This is a genomic window from Candidatus Hepatobacter penaei (assembly GCF_000742475.1).
Lineage (GTDB): Bacteria > Pseudomonadota > Alphaproteobacteria > Holosporales > Hepatobacteraceae > Hepatobacter > Hepatobacter penaei.
The window spans coordinates 31,161-53,476 of record NZ_JQAJ01000001.1 but is presented as its reverse complement, the minus strand read 5'-3'; the positions used below and the strand labels follow the sequence as shown (position 1 = coordinate 53,476).

Here is a 22,316-nt window from a genome sequence, read left to right as displayed (position 1 = left end):
AACCACCCACGACCCCGTGCGAGAAAATCAAATGTTGGTAGCTCAAGCACGGCTAGCTCAAGCTCTGGCAGATCAAATACTGGCAGGTCCAATGCTGGCAAATCACACAGTTAAGTGATTGAAAAAATTGACATGTTGGCATTTTTGTTTTACTTAGACATAAAATATCACCTCTTTTTTTACTCTGTGAGACCTTTATGATGCGCTTGCTCTCTTCCTCCGTTTTTTCTGTGCTGTTGGCGCTGGCGTCCCTTGTCACGCCCTTAGGGGCCGCTGACCCGTCCCAGCCTGACAATCCACAAGAGATCATGCCGGCCACGACCGCTTCGGCGTCATCTGCCACCACGGCGTCTCCTCTTGACACCAACACCATTGATCACCTTGCCAAAGGGTGTCTCCTCACTCAGATGACTGTCCGGTACCAAGACCAACATGCGTTACGCACCTTTTTGGGGGGATCAGGACAAGGGGGAGAGGGATCCCAGGTCGTCACAAACATTAAAGAAGCGGGCGAACGCAAGCTTTCCATCGACGGGCTTTTTGAGCAGATGGAGCTCGGTATACCAAAACAGGAAACATGGCAGAGGGAAAAAATAAACTACTCTCTTTTTCTCACCGGCGTTGGATTTCATGCTTTGCAGCACCTCACAAGCGAAAAGCTTACCACCCTGAGGCTTACCCGCTCACCTCTTTCTTATTATGACACTGCTCGCCTGCACCTGCCTTCTTTGAAGGTATTTTTTTGTGACGGGGGTGGTGATCCCCTTGCCCATTGGCGTAAGAATTTCTTTCTTCCCAAACTCCTGCCTCAAGTGCAGATCGTCTCTATATCTCCCCTTCTCAGCCTTGATCGCACCCTGTGTGAAGGTGATAGACCCATTGTACTTTCTTGCCCGCCCCTATTAGGATATGCCGGCCAGGATTATGGGTATGAAGATCTACAAACACCTTCCTTCAAAGAACAACATCCCCTTGTTCTCATTGAAAAATTCAAGACCCCTGATGGGAGAGAATGGGATCAAACCCATTGCCTTAAGCATGGTTTTTTCTACAAAAACCAGCCCAACGACTGGGGCATCACGACCGACCCTTTTTGCATCATCTTTCGCCCGCCACCTAGCCCGAAAGGTGAAGAACTTTCTGAAGACGAAAGACGTAAACAGCTAACACACTTCACCCCAAGTGCGCCACAAGACGCCCGCCCCAGCCAGGAGGGTGAACCCAAGGCAGGGATGTTGGACTTACCTGAGGAGCTCATCCGCCATATTGCAACGTATCTAGATGATCACGATACACTCAGCTTTGGCCTATCGTGCAAATTTCTATGCACCTTGTTGGATATAGATATGTCCACCCTTGGTCTATCGCCCTTAGCGCGTTATCTTACCTTGGCTTCACGTGTAGGGTTGTCTATTCCTCAAGACTATGCCACAGCACAAGGCATCACACAGCTCTATGTGCCTGCTCTCTCCTATCAAAAGGAAGAAGTGAAGGTTTCTGATCACGAGATTCATATCGTCCCTTATGTATGCCTTCAGATGCGTGATCTTGAGGGAAAAGAGGTTGTGCACACAAAACTTTTTATTGATAGGCGTGGGTACATGCGTTTGCCTGATGGCGACCTGGAAACAAAGATACATAACTATATGCATTGCCATCTTCATACTTCACAGACCTGTAAGCCCGAAAACCGTGTCTTGAAGGTTGGTCCTTTTTATGCAAAACCGGCACCTTCGACGGATATACTAGATGACAGCTATGTTATTCCCATTCTCAATCATCGTTTCCAACAGTGGTGGGTGGGCAATCTTGAGTCTATTTTTAAACATAACCCTGACGTGCTGATCAACATCCGTGGACCCAAGACACCCACCGCACAAATGCCCTCAGCACCTCTCATGAAAGATCCGGCGCCAAGCACGGAAAAAGACGGCAGCGTGTAGAGGCCCAGGTGGGGCGGCTGTTTCGTCTTTGGCCCCGCCGCCTGCTTGTCAGGCACGTAAAAACAGCTTATGCTCGACACCACCAAGGCATGGGAGATGTTCTTATGTGGTCTGTATGTTTTGTCAATGGGTTATCGTTATTGAGGTGGCTGGCCTCACCGCTTCTTGTGTGGATGCTGTTGCGGCCGCATCCGCTGTGGGTGGGCGCATTTTGGCTGTTTACAGGGGCGGCGCTCACAGATTTTTTAGATGGGGCGGTGGCCCGACGTTTTGGTGGGCAAACCGATGTGGGCGCCATCCTTGACCCGGTGGCGGATAAGTGTTTGGCCTTGGCTCTTTTTTATCTCCTGTGGTCGTGGCAACTGGTGTCACCGTGGCTGTTGGGGGCGATGATGGCGCGCGATGTGCTGATTCTGGGCGGGGGGGCTGCCCTTAAAGCCCAAGGCATCACCTTTGTGGTGAAACCCTTTTTTGTGGGCAAGCTGCACACTGCTTTGCAGTTTTTCTTTGCCTTCTTGTGCCTAGGCTATGGGGCCTGTTTTGCCATGGCGCCTTCGCCGGCGTTTGGATGGGTGCGTGTGTGCCTGGGCGGGCTGTGGCTCACCACCTTGACATCACTTTTCTTCTATGTCCGTTGGGGGGGGCAATTGTGGATCACATCTTCAAAGGCCGCCTGATTTGGTCGGCCCTTTTTATCGGGGTTTGTGCGTTTTTGTATATGGTGCAAGACGCGTTGGGGCCTTTTTTGTTTGGCCTGGGTCTGGCCTATGTCTTTCACCCGCTGATTGACAGGTGTGAAGCGCGCCTGGTACCGCGGTGGCTTTCTAGCTTTGTTCTTGTGGTGGTGACACTGGCTGTTTTTGCGGCTTTTTGGTTGTTGTTGCTGCCCTTTTTGGGATTTCAGCTGCAAAAACTGTTTTATAAGTTGCCGCTCTACACCAAAGAGGCACTGGATTTTGTGCGCCCGAAAATGGCGATCATCCTCGAAAAAATCCACACAGACCCTGTCTTAAAGCAATCAGAGCTGATGGTGCCCAAGGCCTTGCAAAAAGCCTTTGTCTGGGGCACGGACCAGGTCTTATTTTTGCTGTCCAACGCGCAGGGCATCACCCGGTTCTTGTTTTACACCTGCGTCACGCCGTTTGTCATGTTTTATGGCTTGCTTGAATGGCCCACCATCGTGGCCAAAATCAAAAACCTCATTCCTCATGGCGTGCGGCCCCGGTGGATGGTATTTTTTGAAGGGCTTGATCAGAGCTTGAGCGGCTATATCCGCGGACAGCTGTTGGTGTGTTTATGCATGGGCACGTACCTGGCCATGGCTTTTGTAATGATGGGGCTGACCCATGGGTTTATGCTGGGGGTGCTGACAGGTGTTTTGATCTTTATTCCCTATCTCGGCATGACGCTCGGCACCCTATTGGCTGTGATTTTAACGCTGGTGAACACGCCCAGCCTCACCACCTTGATCGTCTTGATGATTGTGCTCATTGGCGGGCAGTTGCTGGAGGGGTTTCTCTTTATCCCGTTCTTTATCGGCAAGCGCGTGGGCCTTCACCCTGTGTGGGTGCTGTTCGCCATCTTTGCGCTTGGCACCCTTTTTGGGTTTTGGGGGGTGTTATTGGCCTTGCCGATAGCTACGTTTGTGCATGCCCTGATTAAAGAGGGGCTGGCTTTTTATCAATCCACAGCCTTTTTTCAGAAAGCCCCTGCCAAGTCTTAAGATGGTGCACCAAATCCTTCTTCCTCTCGATATTCAAGATCATGACCGAGACGATGCATTTTTTGTGGACCACACCAACCAACAGGCATGGTCGTGGATCCAAGCGTGGCCTCAGTGGCCAGCGCGGGGGCTTTTTCTGTATGGCCCGCCTGGTGTGGGTAAATCGCACATGGGCCGCGTGTGGGCCAAACGAGCTGGGGCACACATCTGGTCACCCTCACACGACATGAGCGCCCTTTATGACGCCCCGTCGCCCCACGTGTTGATCGATGATGTCAACGCGCACACGCGCACCAAAGCCGACGCTGATCACATGCTTGCGGCCTATAACATCCTATGTGAACGAAAGGGGTCGTGTCTTTTTCTGGGCAGCCCGCCCCTCTTCAACACCGACACATGCTCGCCTGATTTGATTTCGCGCCTTAAAACACTTATCACCATTGGCCTGCCCCCACCCAGCGATGCCTTGTGGAAAAAAATTATGCACAACCTGTTTCACAAAGAGCGCCTCACGGTCTCTGAAGATGTGGTGCTCTTTTTGATGCGCCGGCTTGAGCGATCCATGGGACAAACGCAACAACTTGTACGCCACCTGGCCTCAGAAAGCCTGCGTCACAAAAGACCCGTCACCATTGACCTGATCAAAAACGTGTGCGAACACATCCCTGCTTTCTCATAAGGGACACCTCACAGGTCTTGTCAAAAAAATTATCTTATCGACACCTTGGCGACGCGCAAGAAAATAAGGTAGACTGTCAGCAAAGCTGGATCAATGGCAGGACCACGTCATGACTTCACTGTTTTTGGTTGTCTTTTTTTCTTATTTTCTTGGCAATGTTTTTCCTTCTCTCATCCTGTCGCGCGTGAGGGGCTATGGCGATGTGCGCCACAAAGGCTCTGGCAATTTAGGCGCATCCAACGTATGGCGGTCGGGGCACAGGCTTGATGGTGTGATCACCTTTTTAGGGGATGCCGCGAAGGGGTTTTTAAGCTTGCTAATCGCCTATGCCATTGAACCTTCCTCTTTTATCTTAGGGTGCGCCAGCGTCAGCGTTTTGATCGGCCATATTTGGCCTGTCAGCCTTGGATTTAAAGGGGGGAAAGGGGTGGCCACCTTCTTTGGCATCATGGCGTTTTATGCCTGGCCTCTGGCCCTTATGTTCGTGACATTCTGGGCTCTTATTTGCGCCCTCAGCCGCACAGCCTCTTGGGCTTCATTGATTGTGGCCTTGATGGCTCCTTTTCTTTTTGGCGTGCTCTTAGACGCCGGGGTCGGCATATGGGTGGGGTGCATGAGCTTTTTGATTATCATCGCCCATAGAGATAACATTCTCCGGCTTATGCACCACAAAGAGCACACCGTCTCATAAAAAAAGGGAGAAAGGATTTTTTGGTTATGCACGCACCTTATCTTGACAATAAGGAAAAAATGGCCTGGCTGCGCCTGATTCGCTCTGAAAACGTCGGGCCCGTCAATTTTCATCACCTGCTGCACCGCTTTAAAACAGCCCAGCACGCCCTGAAACGCCTTCCACAAATGACACTGAGGGCAGGCCGCACCCAACCTCTTAAGATTCCTTCCCAAGATGCTATCGAGCAAGAGTATGAGAAGATCCAGAGTCAAGGCATTCACCTCATCGCCTTTCCTGAAGATGCTTACCCTGAAAGATTGCGCGCCCTTCATGATGCGCCACCACTGCTGATGGCGTGGGGGGATCTATCCTGGCTGAAAAAAGACATGTTTTCGATTGTGGGCGCCCGCAATGCCAGCGCGCTGGCCCACAAAGTGGCCTTTGAATTTGCCCAAGCGTTAGGGCGTGAAGCCATGGTCATTGTGTCAGGCCTGGCGCAAGGTGTGGACAGCGCTGCTCACAAAGGCTCTCTTGATACAGGCACGGTTGCTGTGCTGGCCCAAGGCATTGATCACATCTATCCTCCCCAAAATAAAGAGCTGCACAGATCCATTCAAGACAAGGGGTTGTTGATCTCTGAATCTCCCTTAGGCACAGAAGCGCATGCCACCTTGTTTCCAAGGCGAAACCGTCTTGTGTCGGGGCTATCGTGGGGGGTGCTTGTGGTGGAGGCTTTGTTACAATCAGGCTCTCTTTTGACCGCGCACTATGCCACAGAACAAGGGCGTTCTGTGTTTGCCATTCCGGGTCATCCTCATGATCCGCGCGCCGGCGGGCCTAACAGCCTGATTGCCCAGGGCGCTAAACTCACCCAAACACCACAAGATATTCTTGAAGAATATCACCACATGAAAACCCACGCCATCAGCCATGTACAAGAGGACGCGGCCGCTTATGATTATGTGGTTTCTGACCACGATGTGGAGGCGGCTTGCCATGAATTGACAGGGATGATCTCTGCCACCGCTGTCTCCATAGAAACCCTTGCACACACCTTGGGTATGCCTTTGCCTTTAATGCAAGCAGCCTTGACAGAGCTGGAGATTGGCGGACTCATCACCAGCGATGACCGAGGGCATGTGTATAAAAAAATGCATGCTGCCTAAAAAAAGACTTACTTTTTGTTAAAAAAACAGGTATACAGCTGGATCACGTTCATTGGGAAAAGATGCTGTGAATCTTGTGTTGGTAGAGTCTCCTGCAAAGGTGAGGAGCTTGAGTCGCTATCTTGGCAAACAATTTACTGTCATGGCCACCTATGGCCACATGAGAGACTTGCCCGCCAAGTCAGGCTCTGTGGATCCAAGTGACGATTTTCATATGACCTTCCAGGTGGTGGACAAAAATAAATCCCATCTAGATAAAATTGAAAAAGCGGCCCAAAAAACATCCACGCTTTTTCTCGCCACCGACCCTGACCGCGAAGGGGAAGCCATTGCCTGGCACGTGGTTGAACACCTTAAAACCAAAACATTGCCCCCCACCGTTCAGCGCATCACCTTCAACGCTATCACCAAAACAGCAGTTCTAGAGGCCCTGAAAGCCCCCCGTGACATTGACCAACACCTGGTGGATGCCTATCTGGCCCGCTTAGGGCTTGACTATCTCGTGGGCTTTACGCTCTCGCCCCTTCTGTGGCGCAAGCTGCCTGGGTGCCGTTCCGCAGGACGTGTACAATCAGTAGCGCTGCGTATGATTTCAGAACGGGAATATGAGATTGAACGGTTCAAGCCTCAAGAATATTGGACCCTTGCTGGCTTGTTCCAAAAGGAAAGACATGATGTCAATGCCTCTCTCTTCATGCTGGACGGCAAAAAATTAGAAAAATTTTCCCTCACCAGCGAAAAAGATGCGCAGGCTGCAGTTAACAAAGCCGAAGCACCGTTTTATACCCTGTCCTCCATTGAAAAAAAGGAAGTCAAACGGCACCCCGCCCCCCCTTTCATGACGTCTACCTTGCAACAAGAGGCCTCCCGCAAACTGGGATGGGGCGCCACACAAACCATGCGCGTTGCCCAAAAGCTTTATGAGGGTGTGAATGGCCAAGATGGCCTGATCACCTATATGCGTACAGACAGCAACACCATCACAGATGAAGCGCTCACCAAAGTGCGTCAGGTGATCGGCAAAACCTATGGTCAAGACCATGTCTCGCCTTCGGTACGTGTCTACAAGAAAAAAGCCCGCAATGCTCAAGAAGCCCACGAAGCCATTCGGCCTACCAACTTTGAGGCGCCCCCTCACACCTTGAAAACCACCCTCGACAAAGATCTGTGGGCTCTTTATGACCTGATTTGGCGCCGCACCATGGCCTCACAAATGGCCAGCGCCTTGTTTGATCAAGTGACGTTTGTGCTCGCCCACCCTGAAAACACCGCACACTTCAAAGCCACAGGACGCACATGCATGTTTCGCGGGTTTCTTGAGGTCTATCTTGAGGATAAAGACCCTGACGATGAAAAGGATGAAGGCGCGCGCACCCTTCCCCCCCTTAAGGAAGGGGATAAGCTTGACCTGAAAAAACTTACACCCTCCCAACACTTTACAGAGCCGCCGCCACGCTTTACCGAAGCCAGCCTCATTAAAAAAATGGAAGAGTTAGGCATCGGCCGCCCCAGCACCTATGCGCGTATCTTGCAAGTGCTTAAAGACAGAAGCTATGTATCTCTTGAGAAAAAACAACTGGCGCCCAAAGAGAAGGGCCATGTTGTCACCTCTTTCTTAACGCAATTTTTTACCCAGTATGTGGAAAACAACTTTACAGCCGGTATGGAAGCTTCTCTTGATGCCGTGTCACGGGGAGATAAGGCGTGGAAGGATCTTTTGAAAGAGTTTTGGGACACCTTCAAACACACCGTGGACAAAACCACAGAGCTCAAAACCGTGGATGTCCTCGAAAAGGTAGAAACAGCCCTTGAAGAACATCTTTTTCAAGGCAAAGATCGCACGTGCCCCACTTGCAAAAAAGGGGTGATGCACCTGCGTATGGGCAAATATGGACCTTTTTTAGGGTGCAATGCCTACCCCGAATGCAAGCATATGAAACCCCTGGATGCCTTAGACAGCCACACTGAAAATGATGCTGAAGAAGATACCTCCTTTCCCCGCAGTTTGGGCGAAGACCCGCACTTGCAGAAGGAAGTCACCGTCCGGCGAGGCCCTTATGGTTTTTATCTTCAGTGGGAAGGCGACAAAAAACCCAAACGCGTTTCTCTGCCCAAAGGGCTCTCGCCCCAACACATCACCCTTGAGGAAGCAACAAAATTAGGAAAACTACCCCTAGATCTTGGCCTTCACCCCGAGACAAAAGAACCCATTACAGGCAATATTGGGCGTTTTGGACCTTACGTTTATTATAAAAAGAAATTTATCTCTATAAAAAATATCGATCTATTGCTCGAAGAGCGCTTTCATGAGATTCTAGAGATCATTGCGAAAAAAGAACAGGCAGGAAAGAAAAAAGATGGTGGATGATGCTTTTCTCTTACGGGCGGCGCAGCTCGCTTATCTGAGTCTTGAACCTCATGAGATTGAGGGCCTTCGTGACGATTGCACGCAGATATTGTCTTTTTTAGATGAGCTTAAACAGGTAGATATGTCACATGTGTCGCCTATGATTATTCCCTGGCCTGCCAAGGCGCCGCTTCGTCAAGACACACCTCAACCCACAGCCGGCGCAGAAACCATCACGCGCAATGCCCCGCAAAAAGAGAACAACTTTTTTTGCATACCCAAGTTTATTACATGATTGTTAACGCCATCAAATAGGAAAGACAGAACTATGGATCAAGAGGTCAAAAAGGAAAGTCAGTCAATGGAATGTACATTGTCCCTACTCAAACCTGATGTTACGAAACGTAATCTGACGGGGCGCGTGAACAGCCGAATTGAGGAAGCGCACTTTGAAATTATTGCTCAAAAGCGTCTTCACCTCACCTTGGATCAGGCGGCTCGTTTTTACGACGTGCACAAGGATCGCAACTTTTTTGAAGATCTGTGTCGATCCATGTGCTGTGGACCTATCGTCGCGCAAGTGTTAAGGAAAGAGAACGCCATTGCTGACTATCGGTCTCTGATGGGGGCCACCAACCCCTCAGCAGCGCAAGATAACACGCTGAGAAAAGAATTTGGCGTTTCTATTGAGGAAAACTCTGTACACGGATCGGACAGCTTTGACACCGCCTGTAAAGAGATCCCCTTCTTTTTTAGCCAGATTGAGCTTCTGCCCTGGGTGAAGTAAACACCGCGATCCTTGTCTTGAAAAAAGACGCCGATTGTATTACCCTTAGAGGGAATTCTTCTAAGATAGTTGCTTGTGGTGGTCAGTAAAACCCCGGTTCCTTTCATGGCGCGCGCGACAGCCGTTTGGCTTTCTCAAAACACAAACCTGACGGACCAACAAATCGGTCGTTCGTGTGGCCTGCATTTTTTAGAGTTGAAACGCCTCAAAGAGGGCGGGCTTCAAGCCGAAAACCCGTTGCTTAATGGTCAGCTCACGCAAGAGGAAATTGATCGCTGTCTCGCAGACGAAAAGGCAACGCTTGTCTTTCAAAATCCTTTGCAAGGATTAAAAAAGCCTGGCAAAGAGCGCAAATATACACCCATTGCACGACGCCAAGATCGCCCCAAGGCCATCGCTTGGCTGATTAAGCATCATCCTCAGCTCAGTAATGCTCAGATTGCAAGCCTGATTGCCACAACATCGAAAACCATCCAAGCTGTGAAAAACCGGACGCACGTTTCAGAAGACATCCAGCCTCACCATCCTGTGTTGCTGGGTTTATGCACGGAAAAGCAGCTTCATGATGCCCTCGATGCTGTAAGCGTTGAGAAATCTGACCTCTCTTAAGTCAGCTTTCCTAGAGGAAACCGCGATTGCACACCTGTGCACTAACGTTTGAAAGCAAGTGACGTGAATGTTTTTGTTAAAAATAGACCCATGCCCGCAAACCGGCCTCTTTTTTTGAGGAAAGGTTTTTCTCTGCCTGCTTTTTTATGGCAAATGATCAAACCTTTTCGATTTTGGTCCTTAAGTATGGGGTTGGTGTCTATTGTGTGGGCCATCGATTTTTCTGTGCGCCCCTATTTATTGAAAGTTATGCTTGACCAAATTCAAAGCCTGCCTCCACAACAAGCCTATGCCCACCTTCTTAAACCAGCGGCTTTTTATATCTTTCTCACTTTTTTGATTGGGTGCATGTTTCGGTGGTATGATTTTGCGTGGATTCACCTGAATGCCCCCCTCAAAAGGCATGCGGGCCTTTTGCTGATGCAGCGCATGATGCGCCATGCGCATCCCTTTTATCAAACCCACCTCTCCGGCAACCAGGCCAACAAAATCCAAGATGTCATGAGCGGCATCCCTGACCTTCTTAAAATGCTTTCAGATCAGTTTTTGGCCCAATTTTTGGCGTTGCTCATTGCCATCACCACCCTGTGGACCGTGAATGTGCGTTTTGCCATCGCCTTAAGCCTGTGGTGCGTTGTCTATATTGGCGCCACCTTAATCTCTGCGCCCAAGGCCCAACATTTATCAAGAAAATATTCAGAAAAACGGGCATCTGTGTTGGGTTCAATCGTGGATCTGCTTACCAACATGGTGAGTGTGCGCTTTTTCACCGGCGAACATAAAGAAAAGCAAATCTTGAAGAAAAAGCTTTCCTCCCTTGTCAATGCCGCCCAGGGACGAGATTGGTTCTTTTTCTGGATTTTCTTTTTCCAAGGCATGTCGTTTGTGGCATATCAAAGTGCCTGCATTTTGTGGTTGCTAAACGGGTTTCATCAAGGGGGCGTATCTGCCGGTGATTTTGCCCTGATCTTGACCATCAACATCACCATCGTGGATCGTTTGTGGTCGCTCTCAAAAGATTTTTCTAAATTCACAGAGCTGCTGGGCAGCGTCACCCAAGGCCTGGCGCTGGTCTATACCCCCATTGAAATCAAAGATAAGCCGGGCGCCCAACCTCTTGTGGTAAAAGCCGGGCGGATTAGCTTTCAAAATGTACAGTTTCAGTATCGCGGGGAAGAGCCTTTGTTTCAGAACAATTCTGTCACCCTTCAAGCTGGGCAAAAAATTGGCCTGGTGGGCCGCTCGGGCAGTGGCAAAACAACCTTTGTTAACCTGATCTTGCGCCTTTTTGAAATTAAATCAGGCGTCATTGCCATTGACGGCCAAAACATTCAAGACGTCACGCAAGAATCGCTTCGCAATCAAATTGCCATTATTCCCCAAAGCCCCATTTTGTTTCACCGCAGCATTGCCGAAAACATTCGCTATGGACGCCATGACGCTACCAATAAAGAGGTGCTAGAGGCCTCTAAAAAAGCCCTTTCCCATACGTTTATCAAAAAAATGCCTGAGCAGTACGACACCATGGTGGGCGAGCGAGGACTCAGGCTATCTGGCGGACAACGTCAACGCATTGCCATCGCACGCGCCTTTTTAAAAGATGCCCCGATTCTTATTCTCGATGAAGCAACGTCTGAGCTTGACTCCCTCACAGAAAGCAATATACAGCAATCGCTTGAAACATTGATGGCCGGCAAAACCACCTTGGTGATTGCCCACCGCCTCTCAACCCTGATGTCCATGGATCGTATTTTGGTTTTTGATGATGGCAACATTGTCGCCGAGGGCACACACAAATCTTTGCTCAGAAAATCCCCGCTTTATAAAGAGCTATGGAGCAAACAGGTGGGGGACTTTCTAACCGGCAGCTAAACGTGCAACCAACGCCCCCGTGCCAAAGAGGTTTAGACAGAAAGACTTCAGCAGAAAGGTGTGAGCACCTCCTTAGGCACGCCTTTTAAAGGGGCTTTTCTAGAAAACATAGCTGACACCCACCATCACGGCATGGGCACGCCAATGTTTCAGGCTTTGGTTGATTTCCCAGCCCACACTGTCATAGGAAATGCTTTTTGCGCTTGAAAGATCTGTATAGAGATATTCCAAGTGAGCCGCTAAGCCCAGCAATTGGGCACGCAGCCCCAGCCCCAAGGACGGCGCCCACGCAGATGTTTTTGCGTTGTGCGTATAAACCGTTGATCCTGACACTTCCTGACGATAGGTATACCGCAGCTGATGCCAGCCAAACGCCACCTTGACATAAGGGCTCACCACCCCCAAAGACAGCCCACCGCTGACGGCCAGCCCGGACATCCACCCCTTTTGGAGACGACTGTATAAAATAGGCCCTACGGGGATCATCATCGATGCCGCATCACTCACAGATTGATCATAACCCACATAGGCTTCCGTGCGCACAAAGGGGAACAAAAAAGACCACTCATAGCCTGCAGACACATAACCCAGGGGGCCATGGCTGCGAAAGGATTTTTCATAGGCCAGCGCGAACGTATCCACCAAATCGGTGCGCTGACCTTGCGACGTTTGCATGCCCCCCATTACGCCCACACAAGGGCCGCTGGCCATGCCGTCGGCGCACCACGCCAACATGCAAAGACCCACACCCAGATATGGTTTATATTGTTTCTGTTTTGCGCCACAAATCCGCCCCATCATGCACCTTCTCCCAAAAAAACGTTGCCCATAGTGTAAAAGAAAACCACCCAAAAACACAGATTCTTAGCTAACCCTTTGTCTTTGCGACAAGCTAAGATAGCCTCTGCCACCATGTTCCCTGCATTCACTTTGTCAAAGCGGGAAGATTCTCACACCATAAAGGGCTATATATTTTCTTCCTCACGGCTTGGCTGCTGCATAAAAGAAAACGCGCGATGAAAGCTGTTTTGACATCTCTTCACGAAATCTTGAAACCCTTGTTTGCATGTGGCCACACGGGCTTTTATGCTCTCCATCAAACGGGGCTCGTCATCAAGATGAATACCCACAACAGGTAAATCATGTTCTGCAGCATAGCTCACAAAAGGTGCATACTGCGCCCACAATGACGAGGCTTTCAGCTCTTTCATGGTCTTAGCCGACGTAAGCACAAAAATGCCCGTCACATCCGTGTCATACGGTGTGTAAAAAATCTCATTCCATGGGCCCAAAAACCATGACGCCAACCACCCCTTTGTCATCACATCTTGAGGCCTTTGAATCCCTTGATTCATGGCAGCGTATAAAGACAAGTCTTCACAGTCACCGCTTTTATACACAAAGCGCTCTGTGCTTTGCAGCTCAATCGATTGCGGTGTGCTTAAGTCATGAGGTGAAGCCGCCAAGATATTGTGGCTTTTAAGATCAAGAATAAGCCCACCACGCCTTTCATCTGAAAAAAACATTCTCAGTGAAGACAACAAACCACATGAACAAGACGTGACCGTCGACACACCATGACCATCCAGCTCCCTGGCATCGATGGCTTTCCACAGATCGTCATCTTGCGCAATGTGACGCGAGTCATGATAGGCACTGAAGGTAACCCTTTGCTCTTTGGGCACACCAGATGCAACTGTCCTACACGCAAACGGTTTGTCTGTATGTACAGCACCTCGCGCAAGACCCACAGGATGAAACCATGCCACCTCATCCCAGGCCTCTAGTGCCTTCTTTTCCTTTTCTGTACGCGCGAGCGGCTTCTCAAAGTGAATCACCTGTGCCTTGTGCACATCTTGAGGCTCTCTGGGAATAACGTTTGCCAAACGATCCCGCTCCAGCTCTTTGAAGGCTTCGTTTTTGAGAATCGCAGCGCGCGCCTCCCGCCCCGGCAAATGAACCTCTACAACACCCTTGCGAAGCGAGGGGGTGAGCACTGTGTGCCCTTCTTGTAAAATATGCACCTCATGCACAGCCTCAACATGAAAGGCAAAAAGCAATGTAAAGAAAAAAAAGAAGAAGGCTCTCATACGCAATCCATCCCGATATAGCTTTAGAAACGTGCCCATGATGTCACCTTTGCACAGCTTTGTCCTCAAAGCGCCTTAACTGCCTCTGTCAAAAGGACAAAAAAATGATTTGCCAGCATTTTTATTAAAATTTTTTCTATATAGGCGGCTTCGTTAAGAAAAGAGATCACAAAAAATGGCCTTCTTTGCGAATGGCCCTCTTGGCGGACCTCGTCCTTGGGGAACTTTTTTTAGGCCCTTTAACAACATCTCCTGTGGATAAGCTTTTTTTGCTGGATCTCTTGCCAGGGCGCCCACGTTTAGCACCCTTGTGAAGACTTCTCTTGATTGTGCCCTTTGGTCATGCCTTTGATCGCGTCTTTTGGCGCCGCATCTGAAACGCTTACCCAAACGCTCGAACGTCAACGATGAAGCAGTATGGCGTCCCCTAGGGGATTCGAACCCCTGTTGCCGCCGTGAGAGGGCGGTGTCCTAGGCCTCTAGACGAAGGGGACATAAACGATGTCCAAAAACGCCAACGTTTTCCCCAGAGCGCACCTTACGGCGCCTCACCAGGGCCTATTCAGTGTTGCCGAAATCTGCGCGAAAGGCAAGGCCCCTTTTGGAAAGCTATCTTTCCTGAGGGTAAACCTTGCCTTATGACGCCCCCGCGAAGGCGAGGGTTTTTAGCTCATCACCCAGCGGTCGGACGGCCCGGCGCCGCCGAACCACCCGTATGGCGAGCGCTGATCGCAGGGGCTTCAGTCTTCTTGGTTTACTTGACGCCAGGACCTGCATCAGAGTGTGTGTTTCTTGGGCTGCCGATTTGGCCGCGGGCATAATCTTTGCTTTGTTGAATTTGGCCACGGGCATAGGTTTTTCCTCGTTGCAGTTGCGCGTGCGCTTCCTGCCTTAGCTCATCCTTAAATGCCTCTTTTTCTTCTTTGAGAAACATTTTTCCTTCTTTGACTGCTTCTCTTATGATGGGTTCCAGCTCCTTGTAGGCTGCATGCCCGGCTTTTTGTATCGCCCTTTGTGTTTTATGTTTCAATGCCCTGCTTTTTTTGGCAGGAATGAGGCCCTTGCGCCTGGCCTCAAGATCCCCCACAAAGCTTAACCCCATCACGCCCACAAGCGCCATCATCAATACTTTTTTCATACCATCTCTCCTATGCTGACAAAATTTGTCTCTATAAGATAATTTTTGACATAAGTCATTGAAAAATCATTAATTTTTCAAGAAAAGGTCATGAAAATCCTCAAACACTCACACAAGGCGCTTGCCTCACCCCCCTCACTGACGGGAGGCATGAAGGGGATCAGTGAAGATAGCCATGGGTGCGCAATGCATCCTGCGTTTCTGATACAAGGTTGTGTGCAATCCCTGTCACTTGCACACCGAAGACTTGAAGGGGATGATATATCTTCCATGCCTCCCACGCACATAAGGCGTTGGCAAGCTCTCTGGGGGCAAGATTGTCAGGGCCCAGCACCACATTAGCCCAAGTATGATTCTCAATAGGAACCCCTTGATAATCTTGAGGCATGGCACAAGACAAGCCCATATCTTGCATGAGGTAGGCTAACACACCGAACCCTTGATGGCAGCTTTGTGGATCCTGCCTCGCCCCTTCATCTGAAAAGAAGGTGTTCTTAATGCGCTGTATAGCCACGTGACGCATCCCTGCCCACAGTAAAAAGGCAGTATTGATGCGATGACGGTCATCGTTGTCCGCAACCGTTTGTTTGATGTGGTGAAGGGTCTTGAGCACCATAGCCTCTACAGCCAGCTCATTCAGGGAAAAAAGAGCTTTGGGAGATGCCAAAGAGTGGCCTTCTTCTTCAAAGATGGCCAAGTGCTTGTTAAACCCTTTGCGAAAGGCTTTGATGCGTTTGGCATCCCTGCCGCCGCCCCCTGGGCGCCCCATCAGCCACAAGGCATGCTTGATGGGATTCACAACGGCTGCATGAACTGATTGTTCTCTCCCCCAAGCATCCAAGGCCTGCGACCAACGCCCTGTGTCAGGGGCGCCAGCCGGTCTCAACCCCACACGTCGCCGTAACGACCCACGCCTTTCAATCAGGGGAGATGCACCACTTTGAGATCCAAGGCCTGGTAAGGAACCCGCGCTGCCCCTGAGTAAGGTGCCGGCCAGATGCTCATCCGTGCCGCTTACAAGGGCTGCAAAAGAGGTGCTCTCAGCAGATGTCCTCTCTGTGTCAGATAGAGGATTACCTCCATGAACGCCGAGGGATGTGGGGCAAGGGCGTTGCAACGCCCCCCACACAATGTGTTCTCCAGGGCTTGATCGATTGGCCTCAAGACGCCTTGCCACCTCAGACGTTAACCGTGTGCTTATCGTGGAAAATCTTGGTTGTGCCTGGGGGATAGGAGAAGATACAGACGATGCACCTAGGGGCTCAGAGCCACCACCGCTGAACCTCTGTGACCCCGCCTCCACAGCTGTTTCAGGGGCTTGCCTAAACTGCTCAAACGTCATGGGGGGATGCGTTGGAGGCAACGTTGCGGAAGAAGATGAGGGTAAAGGAGAAGGCCTTTGGGGCCTCTGTGGTGACGGGGAAGCCGATCGATGGCCACGCCCGAACACATTCCTCATGCGTGACAACGACCGTGATCGCGAGGCTCCTCCAGGCCCCTGCACACCAGGCGGCAACGTGGCAGCTTGACGCCCCCCCTCTTCAATGCCCGCAATAGAGGGCGCTGTCACGCGAATCTCAGGAACGGTCAGATGTGCGGTTGGAAGATGCACATTTAGACGGGAATCTCGAAGGGGCGCTGGATCGTCTCCTGCCGCCACGGGGGGATGCCTTTCCCCCCCTGTCCTTTGGTTCCTTCCCGATCTCAGCCACCTCAAGGGGGTCCCCAACGTGCTCATCAACTCTTGCAAGCGACCGGGCTCTCTATCACCTTCCTCGGTAAAGGAACCCGAGCGTGGGCGTTGTCCCCCGTGAAGGGTTGGCGTGTCTCCCAAAGAACGACGGCGCCTTATGTGCTCTCTCGGCCGGGGTGGAGGAAGGTCGCCAGGCCTTTGATCTTGACGCACACGCGCCTGATAAGCCTCATGAAGCCCGCCTTCAAATATCAATCCCTCTTGCCGTTGCGGTGCCCATCCCTGCGCATGGCAATAGTCTTCGGCGGACACATATCCCTCAAACACATTCCCGCTTCCCCAACACGATGGGTGGGCAACAAGCATAACAAAAAGAAACCACGTGGCACGCGCGTGCACCATGACCATTCCATCCCGATTTTGTCTCTTTTATTGTGTGTTCCTTTTGTTAAGATCAATATTCGTGACTTAGATGTCTCTTTTAAATATTTTTTATTTGCAAAACTCATGTCATCCGCGGCAAATCCCATGTCACCCGCGACCGCAACCAACCCTATCTCCACGCCATTTTCCGAGTCCACTCTTGCCGATCCTTGGATGGCTGTGCTATGTAGAAGAAGATGTTTTGAGTGGAGGGTTCTTGTGGGCATCAACCAACTGCTTGTTCAGGGTCCAAGTGCTGAGCTTTCGCGGTACATTCAATTGTTTCATACATTACCAGGCGCCGGCGCGCCCCTGCTTTCAGAGCTCAACAAGGTGGCTCACGCTTTGTGCGGGCACCAAGCCTGGCGTTTAATCACATCAGGGCTTCCCCGTCGCCAAGCGGCCGCCATTGTGGTGAGCGTGGCCCGCAAGCTTAACTTAAACAAGACCACCATAGCCTATCTTGATCTACTGACCTCCAATGGTCGTCTTGGCCTGCTGCCTGATTTGCTGCATTATCTTGAAGCCCAGCGCTATGAGACGGTTCATCTTGCCACATCAGCACCTTTGTCTGACACAGAAGTCAAAAACAAAACAGCTGCATTGGAAAACACGTTTCAAAAACCCGTTCGCTTGCATACCCATCACGAACCCAGCCTGCTGGCAGGCAGTGTGTGGGTTTGGCGTTCGAAAATGGTGGACAGCTCTTTGCGATCTGCCCTTATGCGCCTTAAAGAAGGCGTTTTGTCCCATGTTTAGGTAAAAGGAAATTGTTATGACCCTGTCGTCATCAGAGGCTCTCTCCGTTCTTCAAGACCACATCAAACATTTTGATCACATGACAGAAACCCGTGAGGTGGGCCGCGTCTTATCGCTGAGTGATGGCATTGCCACGGTTTGGGGCCTTGATGGCGTGAAATATGGGGAACGGGTGATTTTGGGTGACAACGTTCAGGGCATCGCCCTCAGTCTCCATGCAGAAACCACGGGCATTGTGCTGTTGGGCAGCGGCCAAAACTTGCAAGAAGGTGATTTGGCCAAACGCACAGGCGAAATGGTGGAAGCCCCGGTAGGGATGGGCATTTTAGGACGCGTGCTTGATGGCTTAGGTCGCCCCATTGACGGCAATGGACCACTGACGGATGTGTCAACGGCCTATATCGATGCTAAGGCCCCTGGCATTATTGAACGTGAATCTGTCTCCACCCCTCTTCAAACCGGCGTTAAAGCCATCGATGCCCTGGTGCCCATCGGACGCGGACAGCGAGAGCTGATTATTGGCGACCGGCAAACCGGCAAAACAACTCTGGCCATCGATGCCATCTTAAACCAAAAAAAAGCCTTTGACGCAGGTGATGAAAACAATCAGGTGCACTGTATTTACGTAGGCATCGGGCAAAAGCAATCCACCATCGCCCACCTTGTGCAGGTATTGAAAGAAAAGGGCGCGATGGCATACACCACCGTGGTGGCCGCCAATGCCTCTGACCCTGCTTCCTTGCAATACCTTGTGCCCTATGTGGGCTGCACCATGGGGGAATATTTTAGAGACCGGAGCAAGCACGCCCTGATTATTTATGACGATCTTTCCAAGCACGCTGTGGCTTACCGCGAAATGTCTTTGTTGCTGAAACGCCCCCCCGGACGCGAGGCTTACCCAGGAGATGTTTTTTATCTTCACGCCCGCTTGTTGGAGCGTGCCGGAAAAATGAGCGCTGATGCGGGTGGCGGTTCATTGACAGCGTTGCCGATTATTGAAACCCAGGCGGGCGATATTTCCGCCTATATCCCTACCAACGTTATTTCCATCACGGATGGACAGATTTTTCTTGAATCGAAATTGTTCAACGAAGGTCTGCGCCCCGCGATTAACGTGGGCACGTCTGTCAGTCGCGTAGGCTCAGCTGCACAGCGTAAAGCCATGAAGCAGGTGGCGGGTAAAATCAAGCTTGAACTTGCGCAATACAAAGAAATGCAGGCTTTTTCTCAGCTGTCTTCCGACCTAGACAGCACCTCAAAACAACTGCTCACTCGTGGGCGTGCCCTCACCTTGCTGCTGAAACAGCCGCCCTATTCTCCTTTGTCTATGGCAGAGCAGGTAGTGCTTTTGTTTGCAGGTACGAGGGGATATCTCGACGATCTTCACGAGGATGCGTTTATACGTTTTTCTGATGAATTTCTCGCCGCCCTGCGTGAGGATAAAAGCCTCATTCTAACCAGCATTGAAAAGGATGCCGCCCTTTCTGCGGCTGTGGAAAAGAAGCTTAACACCTTCTTGGTGACGTTTATGGAAAGGTTTGTATAGATGCCCACGCTTCAAAGCCTCAGCCAGCGACGTGATGCGGTGACGTCCACAAAAAAAATTATGTCAGCCATGAAAATGGTGGCTGCCGCCAAATTGAAACGATTTGATGCCCTGTTCAAAGAAACGCGCAAGCAAAAACACGCGCTGATGATGGCCGCGGGCCCTGCCGCCCTTACCCTTGAAGATTTTCCACATTATACGCACCACGTGAACAACAGGCCGTCCTTATGGATCATCCTTGGCGCTAACAGAGGGCTCTGTGGACACTTTCACACGCAATTGATTCGCTCTATCGAAACTCACATCGCACAGGAAAAAGAGCCGCCTCTTATGTATGTTTTTGGCGACCGGCTGGCATCCCAACTCAAGGGGCGCGGACATACGCTTTTCAAGACAGAAGCCCAGTTCAAACAGGTGCAGACAGACGCTATGGCCACCCTCTTAGAAGAGGCCGTGCACCTTTATGACGACAAAAAGATTGGGCGCATTTGTGTTGTCTCTACACACTTTAAGAACGCCTTATCTCAAGATGTAAAATTGCTGTCTTTGAATGATCTCTTGGCGCCACTCACCGCTTCTTCCCACAAACCAGGTCTGCTGCCTGACGTGACCCTTGAGCCTACACGGGCTTTGTTTGTCCGACATTGGATCCAGACCTACCTTGTGTTTGCGCTCTATCACCTTTTTGTAGAAAGCATCTTAAGTGAAGAGGGCTGCCGCATGACAGCCATGGATGGCGCGGTACGCAACAGCGAAGAGATCTTGGAAGACATTGGCCTAAGCTATAACCGCCAGCGTCAAGCGATGATCACCAAAGAACTGACCGAAGTTATTTCAGGAGCACAGGCCCTATGTTAACAAAAGAATCTACCCCCCCTTCCTCACGTGTATCAACGCCTGGGAAAGCCACAAAGGCTGCGTCTGTAAAAAAAGAGCGCGTGGCCAAAACACCTGAGAGCAAACCATCTGGTAGAAAGCCACGTGTCGGCAAAACACCTGAAAGGAAAGCGCCTGGCCGCAACCCCCCTGGCGAAAACCCTTCTGGCAATAAAACACAAGCCACCCACAAAAGGGGCGTCATCACCCAAATACAAGGGCCCATTGTGGATGTTCATTTTGAGGACCATGTGCCGCCCATTCAAGGCGCGCTTGCCGTTAAGATGGAAAATGGACCCGATCTTATCTTAGAGGTGGCGCAAGACATTGGAGAAGAGTGTGTGCGCACCATCGCCATGGATGCCACGGAAGGGCTTTACCGCGGACAACCGGTGGAGGATTTGGGCCGAGAAATCCAAATTCCTGTCGGCCCTGAAACCTTGGGACGCATTATTAACGTAACCGGTGAGCCCATTGATGGCCGCGGGCCCGTCAAAACCAAAAAGCAGTGGAATATTCACCGCGCGCCCCCCACGTTTATCGAACAGTCCACTGACGCTGAAGTGTTGGGCACAGGCATCAAGGTGATCGATTTGCTGTGTCCCTATTTGAAGGGCGGCAAAATTGGGCTGTTTGGTGGCGCCGGCGTGGGCAAAACCGTGCTGATTATGGAGCTGATCAACAACATTGCCAAAGCACATGGTGGGTATTCTGTGTTTGCCGGCGTGGGTGAACGCACCCGGGAAGGCAATGATCTTTATCACGAAATGATCGACTCAGGCGTGATTGACCTTGAAGACGACACCTCGAAAGCCGCCCTTATTTATGGCCAAATGAACGAACCGCCAGGCGCGCGTGCCCGGGTGGCCTTGTCAGGCGTCACCATGGCTGAATACTTCCGCGACGCTGAAGGCAAGGATGTATTGTTTTTTATTGATAACATCTTCCGCTTCACCCAGGCCGGCGCTGAAATTTCAACCCTTTTGGGGCGCATGCCCTCTTCGGTGGGCTATCAACCCACACTGGCCACAGAAATGGGAGCCCTTCAAGAGCGCATCACCTCCACCACCAAGGGCTCGATCACCAGTGTGCAGGCGATTTATGTGCCGGCAGATGACTTGACCGACCCTGCGCCTGCCACCTCCTTTACACACCTCGATGCTCGCACGGTGCTCTCGCGCACCATTGCCAGTTTGGGGATTTACCCAGCCGTTGACCCCCTTGACTCTACGTCGCGCGTCCTTGACCCCGCCGTGGTGGGGGACACACACTATGACGTGGCACGTTCGGTGCAAAAAATATTGCAAACCTATAAGTCTCTTCAAGACATCATCGCCATCTTGGGGATGGAAGAGCTTTCAGAGGAAGATCGGATCACCGTCAAACGCGCCCGGAAAATCCAGCGCTTCCTTTCACAGCCCTTCCAAACAGCCGAAACCTTCACCAACATTGCGGGCGTGTTTGTATCGAGGGAAGACACCATTGATGGCTTTAAGCGCATTGTGGAGGGTGAATTGGACGATGTGCCCGAAGCGGCTTTCTTTATGACGGGCACCATTCAAGATGTGTATCAAAAAGCCAAGGATTTAGGGGAATCATGAGTCACGCCAAAGCCGCGAACCTTCACCTCACCTTTTCAACGCCTGCGGGATCTGTGTTTGATGACAGGGTGGAAGCTGTGTTTTGCAAGGCCTTGGATGGTCATATGGCCCTTTATAAAGGGCATGCGCCTTTGTTGAGTGTGTTGAGCAAAGGCCTCTTGCGCCTTATGCTGCCAGGGAAAGACGAGCCGGTGATTTATGAAACACATGAGGGCATCATCAGCGTCCGTCCCCACAAAGTGAAGATTTTCAGCACCCATGCGGTTCTTTTTGACGAAGATACGGTCACAGACCCGCACCCATCCACCTATGTATGGTAGCCGCCCTCGTTGCCCCCACGCCGCCGCACCAACCTGTATTTGCGCATGCCTTCTCTGTTGCACGCTGCGCT

20 protein-coding genes and 1 tRNA gene are annotated in these 22,316 nt (G+C 51.0%); 16 read left to right on the top strand and 5 right to left on the bottom strand.

The annotated features are described in order from the left end of the window. The first annotated feature begins 197 nt into the window (after positions 1 to 197). The 11 genes from IG82_RS0100300 (at position 198) to IG82_RS0100250 (ending at position 11,799) form a co-directional block, all read left to right on the top strand. A complete protein-coding gene (locus IG82_RS0100300) occupies positions 198 to 1,943 on the top strand; it encodes an F-box protein (RefSeq protein ID WP_031933717.1) in 1,746 nt (581 codons plus the stop codon). Positions 1,944 to 2,047: 104 nt separating this feature from the next. Next, the gene (locus IG82_RS0100295) at positions 2,048 to 2,620 is read left to right on the top strand and encodes a CDP-alcohol phosphatidyltransferase family protein (protein ID WP_172642841.1); all 573 of its coding nucleotides are present in this window, start codon (positions 2,048 to 2,050) and stop codon (positions 2,618 to 2,620) included. Further along, positions 2,593 to 3,666, top strand: coding sequence for an AI-2E family transporter (locus tag IG82_RS0100290; RefSeq protein WP_031933715.1), 1,074 nt, complete (start codon positions 2,593 to 2,595; stop codon positions 3,664 to 3,666). Before IG82_RS0100295 ends, IG82_RS0100290 begins: the two co-directional genes overlap by 28 nt. Before the next feature lies 1 nt (position 3,667). Continuing rightward, the gene (locus IG82_RS06775) at positions 3,668 to 4,345 is read left to right on the top strand and encodes an HdaA/DnaA family protein (protein WP_052545524.1); all 678 of its coding nucleotides are present in this window, start codon (positions 3,668 to 3,670) and stop codon (positions 4,343 to 4,345) included. A gap of 109 nt (positions 4,346 to 4,454) precedes the next feature. Then, positions 4,455 to 5,036: a glycerol-3-phosphate acyltransferase gene (locus IG82_RS0100280; protein WP_031933713.1), complete on the top strand. Its 582-nt coding sequence runs from the start codon at positions 4,455 to 4,457 to the stop codon at positions 5,034 to 5,036. 26 nt (positions 5,037 to 5,062) lie between these two features. After that, positions 5,063 to 6,184: a DNA-processing protein DprA gene (gene dprA, locus IG82_RS0100275; RefSeq protein WP_052545523.1), complete on the top strand. Its 1,122-nt coding sequence runs from the start codon at positions 5,063 to 5,065 to the stop codon at positions 6,182 to 6,184. A gap of 67 nt (positions 6,185 to 6,251) precedes the next feature. Further along, the gene (gene topA, locus IG82_RS0100270) at positions 6,252 to 8,552 is read left to right on the top strand and encodes a type I DNA topoisomerase (RefSeq protein WP_172642840.1); all 2,301 of its coding nucleotides are present in this window, start codon (positions 6,252 to 6,254) and stop codon (positions 8,550 to 8,552) included. Continuing rightward, positions 8,542 to 8,826: an Asp-tRNA(Asn)/Glu-tRNA(Gln) amidotransferase subunit GatC gene (gene gatC / locus IG82_RS0100265; protein ID WP_031933710.1), complete on the top strand. Its 285-nt coding sequence runs from the start codon at positions 8,542 to 8,544 to the stop codon at positions 8,824 to 8,826. Before topA ends, gatC begins: the two co-directional genes overlap by 11 nt. A 33-nt stretch (positions 8,827 to 8,859) precedes the next feature. After that, positions 8,860 to 9,318, top strand: a complete 459-nt coding sequence (gene ndk / locus IG82_RS0100260) for a nucleoside-diphosphate kinase (protein WP_245591045.1) — start codon at positions 8,860 to 8,862, stop codon at positions 9,316 to 9,318. 105 nt (positions 9,319 to 9,423) lie between these two features. Then, positions 9,424 to 9,927: a cell cycle transcriptional regulator TrcR gene (locus tag IG82_RS0100255; RefSeq protein ID WP_031933708.1), complete on the top strand. Its 504-nt coding sequence runs from the start codon at positions 9,424 to 9,426 to the stop codon at positions 9,925 to 9,927. 186 nt (positions 9,928 to 10,113) lie between these two features. After that, on the top strand, positions 10,114 to 11,799 hold the full coding sequence (locus tag IG82_RS0100250) for an ABC transporter ATP-binding protein (protein ID WP_245591044.1): 1,686 nt from the start codon (positions 10,114 to 10,116) through the stop codon (positions 11,797 to 11,799). Between the two features lie 99 nt (positions 11,800 to 11,898). Here IG82_RS0100250 and IG82_RS0100245 read toward each other — a convergent pair whose 3' ends face one another. The 5 genes from IG82_RS0100245 to IG82_RS0100210 all read right to left on the bottom strand — a co-directional run bounded on the left by IG82_RS0100245 (position 11,899) and on the right by IG82_RS0100210 (position 17,122). Continuing rightward, positions 11,899 to 12,534: an outer membrane protein gene (locus tag IG82_RS0100245; RefSeq protein WP_216476110.1), complete on the bottom strand. Its 636-nt coding sequence runs from the start codon at positions 12,532 to 12,534 to the stop codon at positions 11,899 to 11,901. A gap of 230 nt (positions 12,535 to 12,764) precedes the next feature. Then, positions 12,765 to 13,928 carry a hypothetical protein gene (locus IG82_RS0100235; protein ID WP_156095265.1) on the bottom strand — a complete coding sequence of 388 codons (1,164 nt, stop codon included), beginning with the start codon at positions 13,926 to 13,928 and terminating at the stop codon, positions 12,765 to 12,767. A 379-nt stretch (positions 13,929 to 14,307) separates the two neighbouring features. Next, a tRNA-Glu gene (locus IG82_RS0100220) sits at positions 14,308 to 14,383 on the bottom strand. Between the two features lie 260 nt (positions 14,384 to 14,643). Then, a complete protein-coding gene (locus tag IG82_RS0100215) occupies positions 14,644 to 15,027 on the bottom strand; it encodes a hypothetical protein (RefSeq protein ID WP_031933704.1) in 384 nt (127 codons plus the stop codon). A 160-nt stretch (positions 15,028 to 15,187) separates the two neighbouring features. Then, the gene (locus IG82_RS0100210) at positions 15,188 to 17,122 is read right to left on the bottom strand and encodes a hypothetical protein (RefSeq protein ID WP_172642839.1); all 1,935 of its coding nucleotides are present in this window, start codon (positions 17,120 to 17,122) and stop codon (positions 15,188 to 15,190) included. A 240-nt stretch (positions 17,123 to 17,362) separates the two neighbouring features. Here IG82_RS0100210 and IG82_RS07195 point away from each other — a divergent pair, with 240 nt between their 5' ends. The 5 genes from IG82_RS07195 to IG82_RS0100185 are packed head-to-tail and all read left to right on the top strand — an operon-like array spanning position 17,363 to position 22,245. Beyond that, positions 17,363 to 17,902 (top strand): F0F1 ATP synthase subunit delta, encoded by a 540-nt coding sequence (locus IG82_RS07195; protein WP_031933702.1) that lies wholly within the window; start codon positions 17,363 to 17,365, stop codon positions 17,900 to 17,902. Positions 17,903 to 17,918: 16 nt separating this feature from the next. After that, positions 17,919 to 19,448, top strand: a complete 1,530-nt coding sequence (atpA, locus tag IG82_RS0100200) for a F0F1 ATP synthase subunit alpha (RefSeq protein WP_031933701.1) — start codon at positions 17,919 to 17,921, stop codon at positions 19,446 to 19,448. Then, positions 19,449 to 20,306 (top strand): F0F1 ATP synthase subunit gamma, encoded by an 858-nt coding sequence (locus IG82_RS0100195; RefSeq protein ID WP_031933700.1) that lies wholly within the window; start codon positions 19,449 to 19,451, stop codon positions 20,304 to 20,306. Further along, positions 20,300 to 21,925, top strand: a complete 1,626-nt coding sequence (gene atpD / locus IG82_RS0100190; protein ID WP_082191972.1) for a F0F1 ATP synthase subunit beta — start codon at positions 20,300 to 20,302, stop codon at positions 21,923 to 21,925. The genes IG82_RS0100195 and atpD overlap by 7 nt, the downstream gene beginning before the upstream one ends. Further along, a complete protein-coding gene (locus tag IG82_RS0100185; RefSeq protein WP_052545519.1) occupies positions 21,922 to 22,245 on the top strand; it encodes a F0F1 ATP synthase subunit delta/epsilon in 324 nt (107 codons plus the stop codon). Before atpD ends, IG82_RS0100185 begins: the two co-directional genes overlap by 4 nt. Positions 22,246 to 22,316: the final 71 nt, after the last annotated feature.

Bases quoted from the DNA above. Each gene is read 5' to 3' on its own strand.
- IG82_RS0100300 (WP_031933717.1), top strand. From the start codon at position 198: ATGATGCGCTTGCTCTCTTCCTCCGTTTTTTCTGTGCTGTTGGCGCTG.
- IG82_RS0100295 (WP_172642841.1), top strand. From the start codon at position 2,048: ATGTGGTCTGTATGTTTTGTCAATGGGTTATCGTTATTGAGGTGGCTG.
- IG82_RS06775 (WP_052545524.1), top strand. From the start codon at position 3,668: ATGGTGCACCAAATCCTTCTTCCTCTCGATATTCAAGATCATGACCGA.
- IG82_RS0100280 (WP_031933713.1), top strand. From the start codon at position 4,455: ATGACTTCACTGTTTTTGGTTGTCTTTTTTTCTTATTTTCTTGGCAAT.
- dprA (WP_052545523.1), top strand. From the start codon at position 5,063: ATGCACGCACCTTATCTTGACAATAAGGAAAAAATGGCCTGGCTGCGC.
- gatC (WP_031933710.1), top strand. From the start codon at position 8,542: ATGGTGGATGATGCTTTTCTCTTACGGGCGGCGCAGCTCGCTTATCTG.
- ndk (WP_245591045.1), top strand. From the start codon at position 8,860: ATGGATCAAGAGGTCAAAAAGGAAAGTCAGTCAATGGAATGTACATTG.
- IG82_RS0100255 (WP_031933708.1), top strand. From the start codon at position 9,424: ATGGCGCGCGCGACAGCCGTTTGGCTTTCTCAAAACACAAACCTGACG.
- IG82_RS0100250 (WP_245591044.1), top strand. From the start codon at position 10,114: ATGGGGTTGGTGTCTATTGTGTGGGCCATCGATTTTTCTGTGCGCCCC.
- IG82_RS0100245 (WP_216476110.1), bottom strand. From the start codon at position 12,534: ATGTTGGCGTGGTGCGCCGACGGCATGGCCAGCGGCCCTTGTGTGGGC.
- IG82_RS0100235 (WP_156095265.1), bottom strand. From the start codon at position 13,928: ATGGGCACGTTTCTAAAGCTATATCGGGATGGATTGCGTATGAGAGCC.
- IG82_RS0100215 (WP_031933704.1), bottom strand. From the start codon at position 15,027: ATGAAAAAAGTATTGATGATGGCGCTTGTGGGCGTGATGGGGTTAAGC.
- IG82_RS0100210 (WP_172642839.1), bottom strand. From the start codon at position 17,122: ATGGTGCACGCGCGTGCCACGTGGTTTCTTTTTGTTATGCTTGTTGCC.
- atpA (WP_031933701.1), top strand. From the start codon at position 17,919: ATGACCCTGTCGTCATCAGAGGCTCTCTCCGTTCTTCAAGACCACATC.
- IG82_RS0100195 (WP_031933700.1), top strand. From the start codon at position 19,449: ATGCCCACGCTTCAAAGCCTCAGCCAGCGACGTGATGCGGTGACGTCC.
- atpD (WP_082191972.1), top strand. From the start codon at position 20,300: ATGTTAACAAAAGAATCTACCCCCCCTTCCTCACGTGTATCAACGCCT.
- IG82_RS0100185 (WP_052545519.1), top strand. From the start codon at position 21,922: ATGAGTCACGCCAAAGCCGCGAACCTTCACCTCACCTTTTCAACGCCT.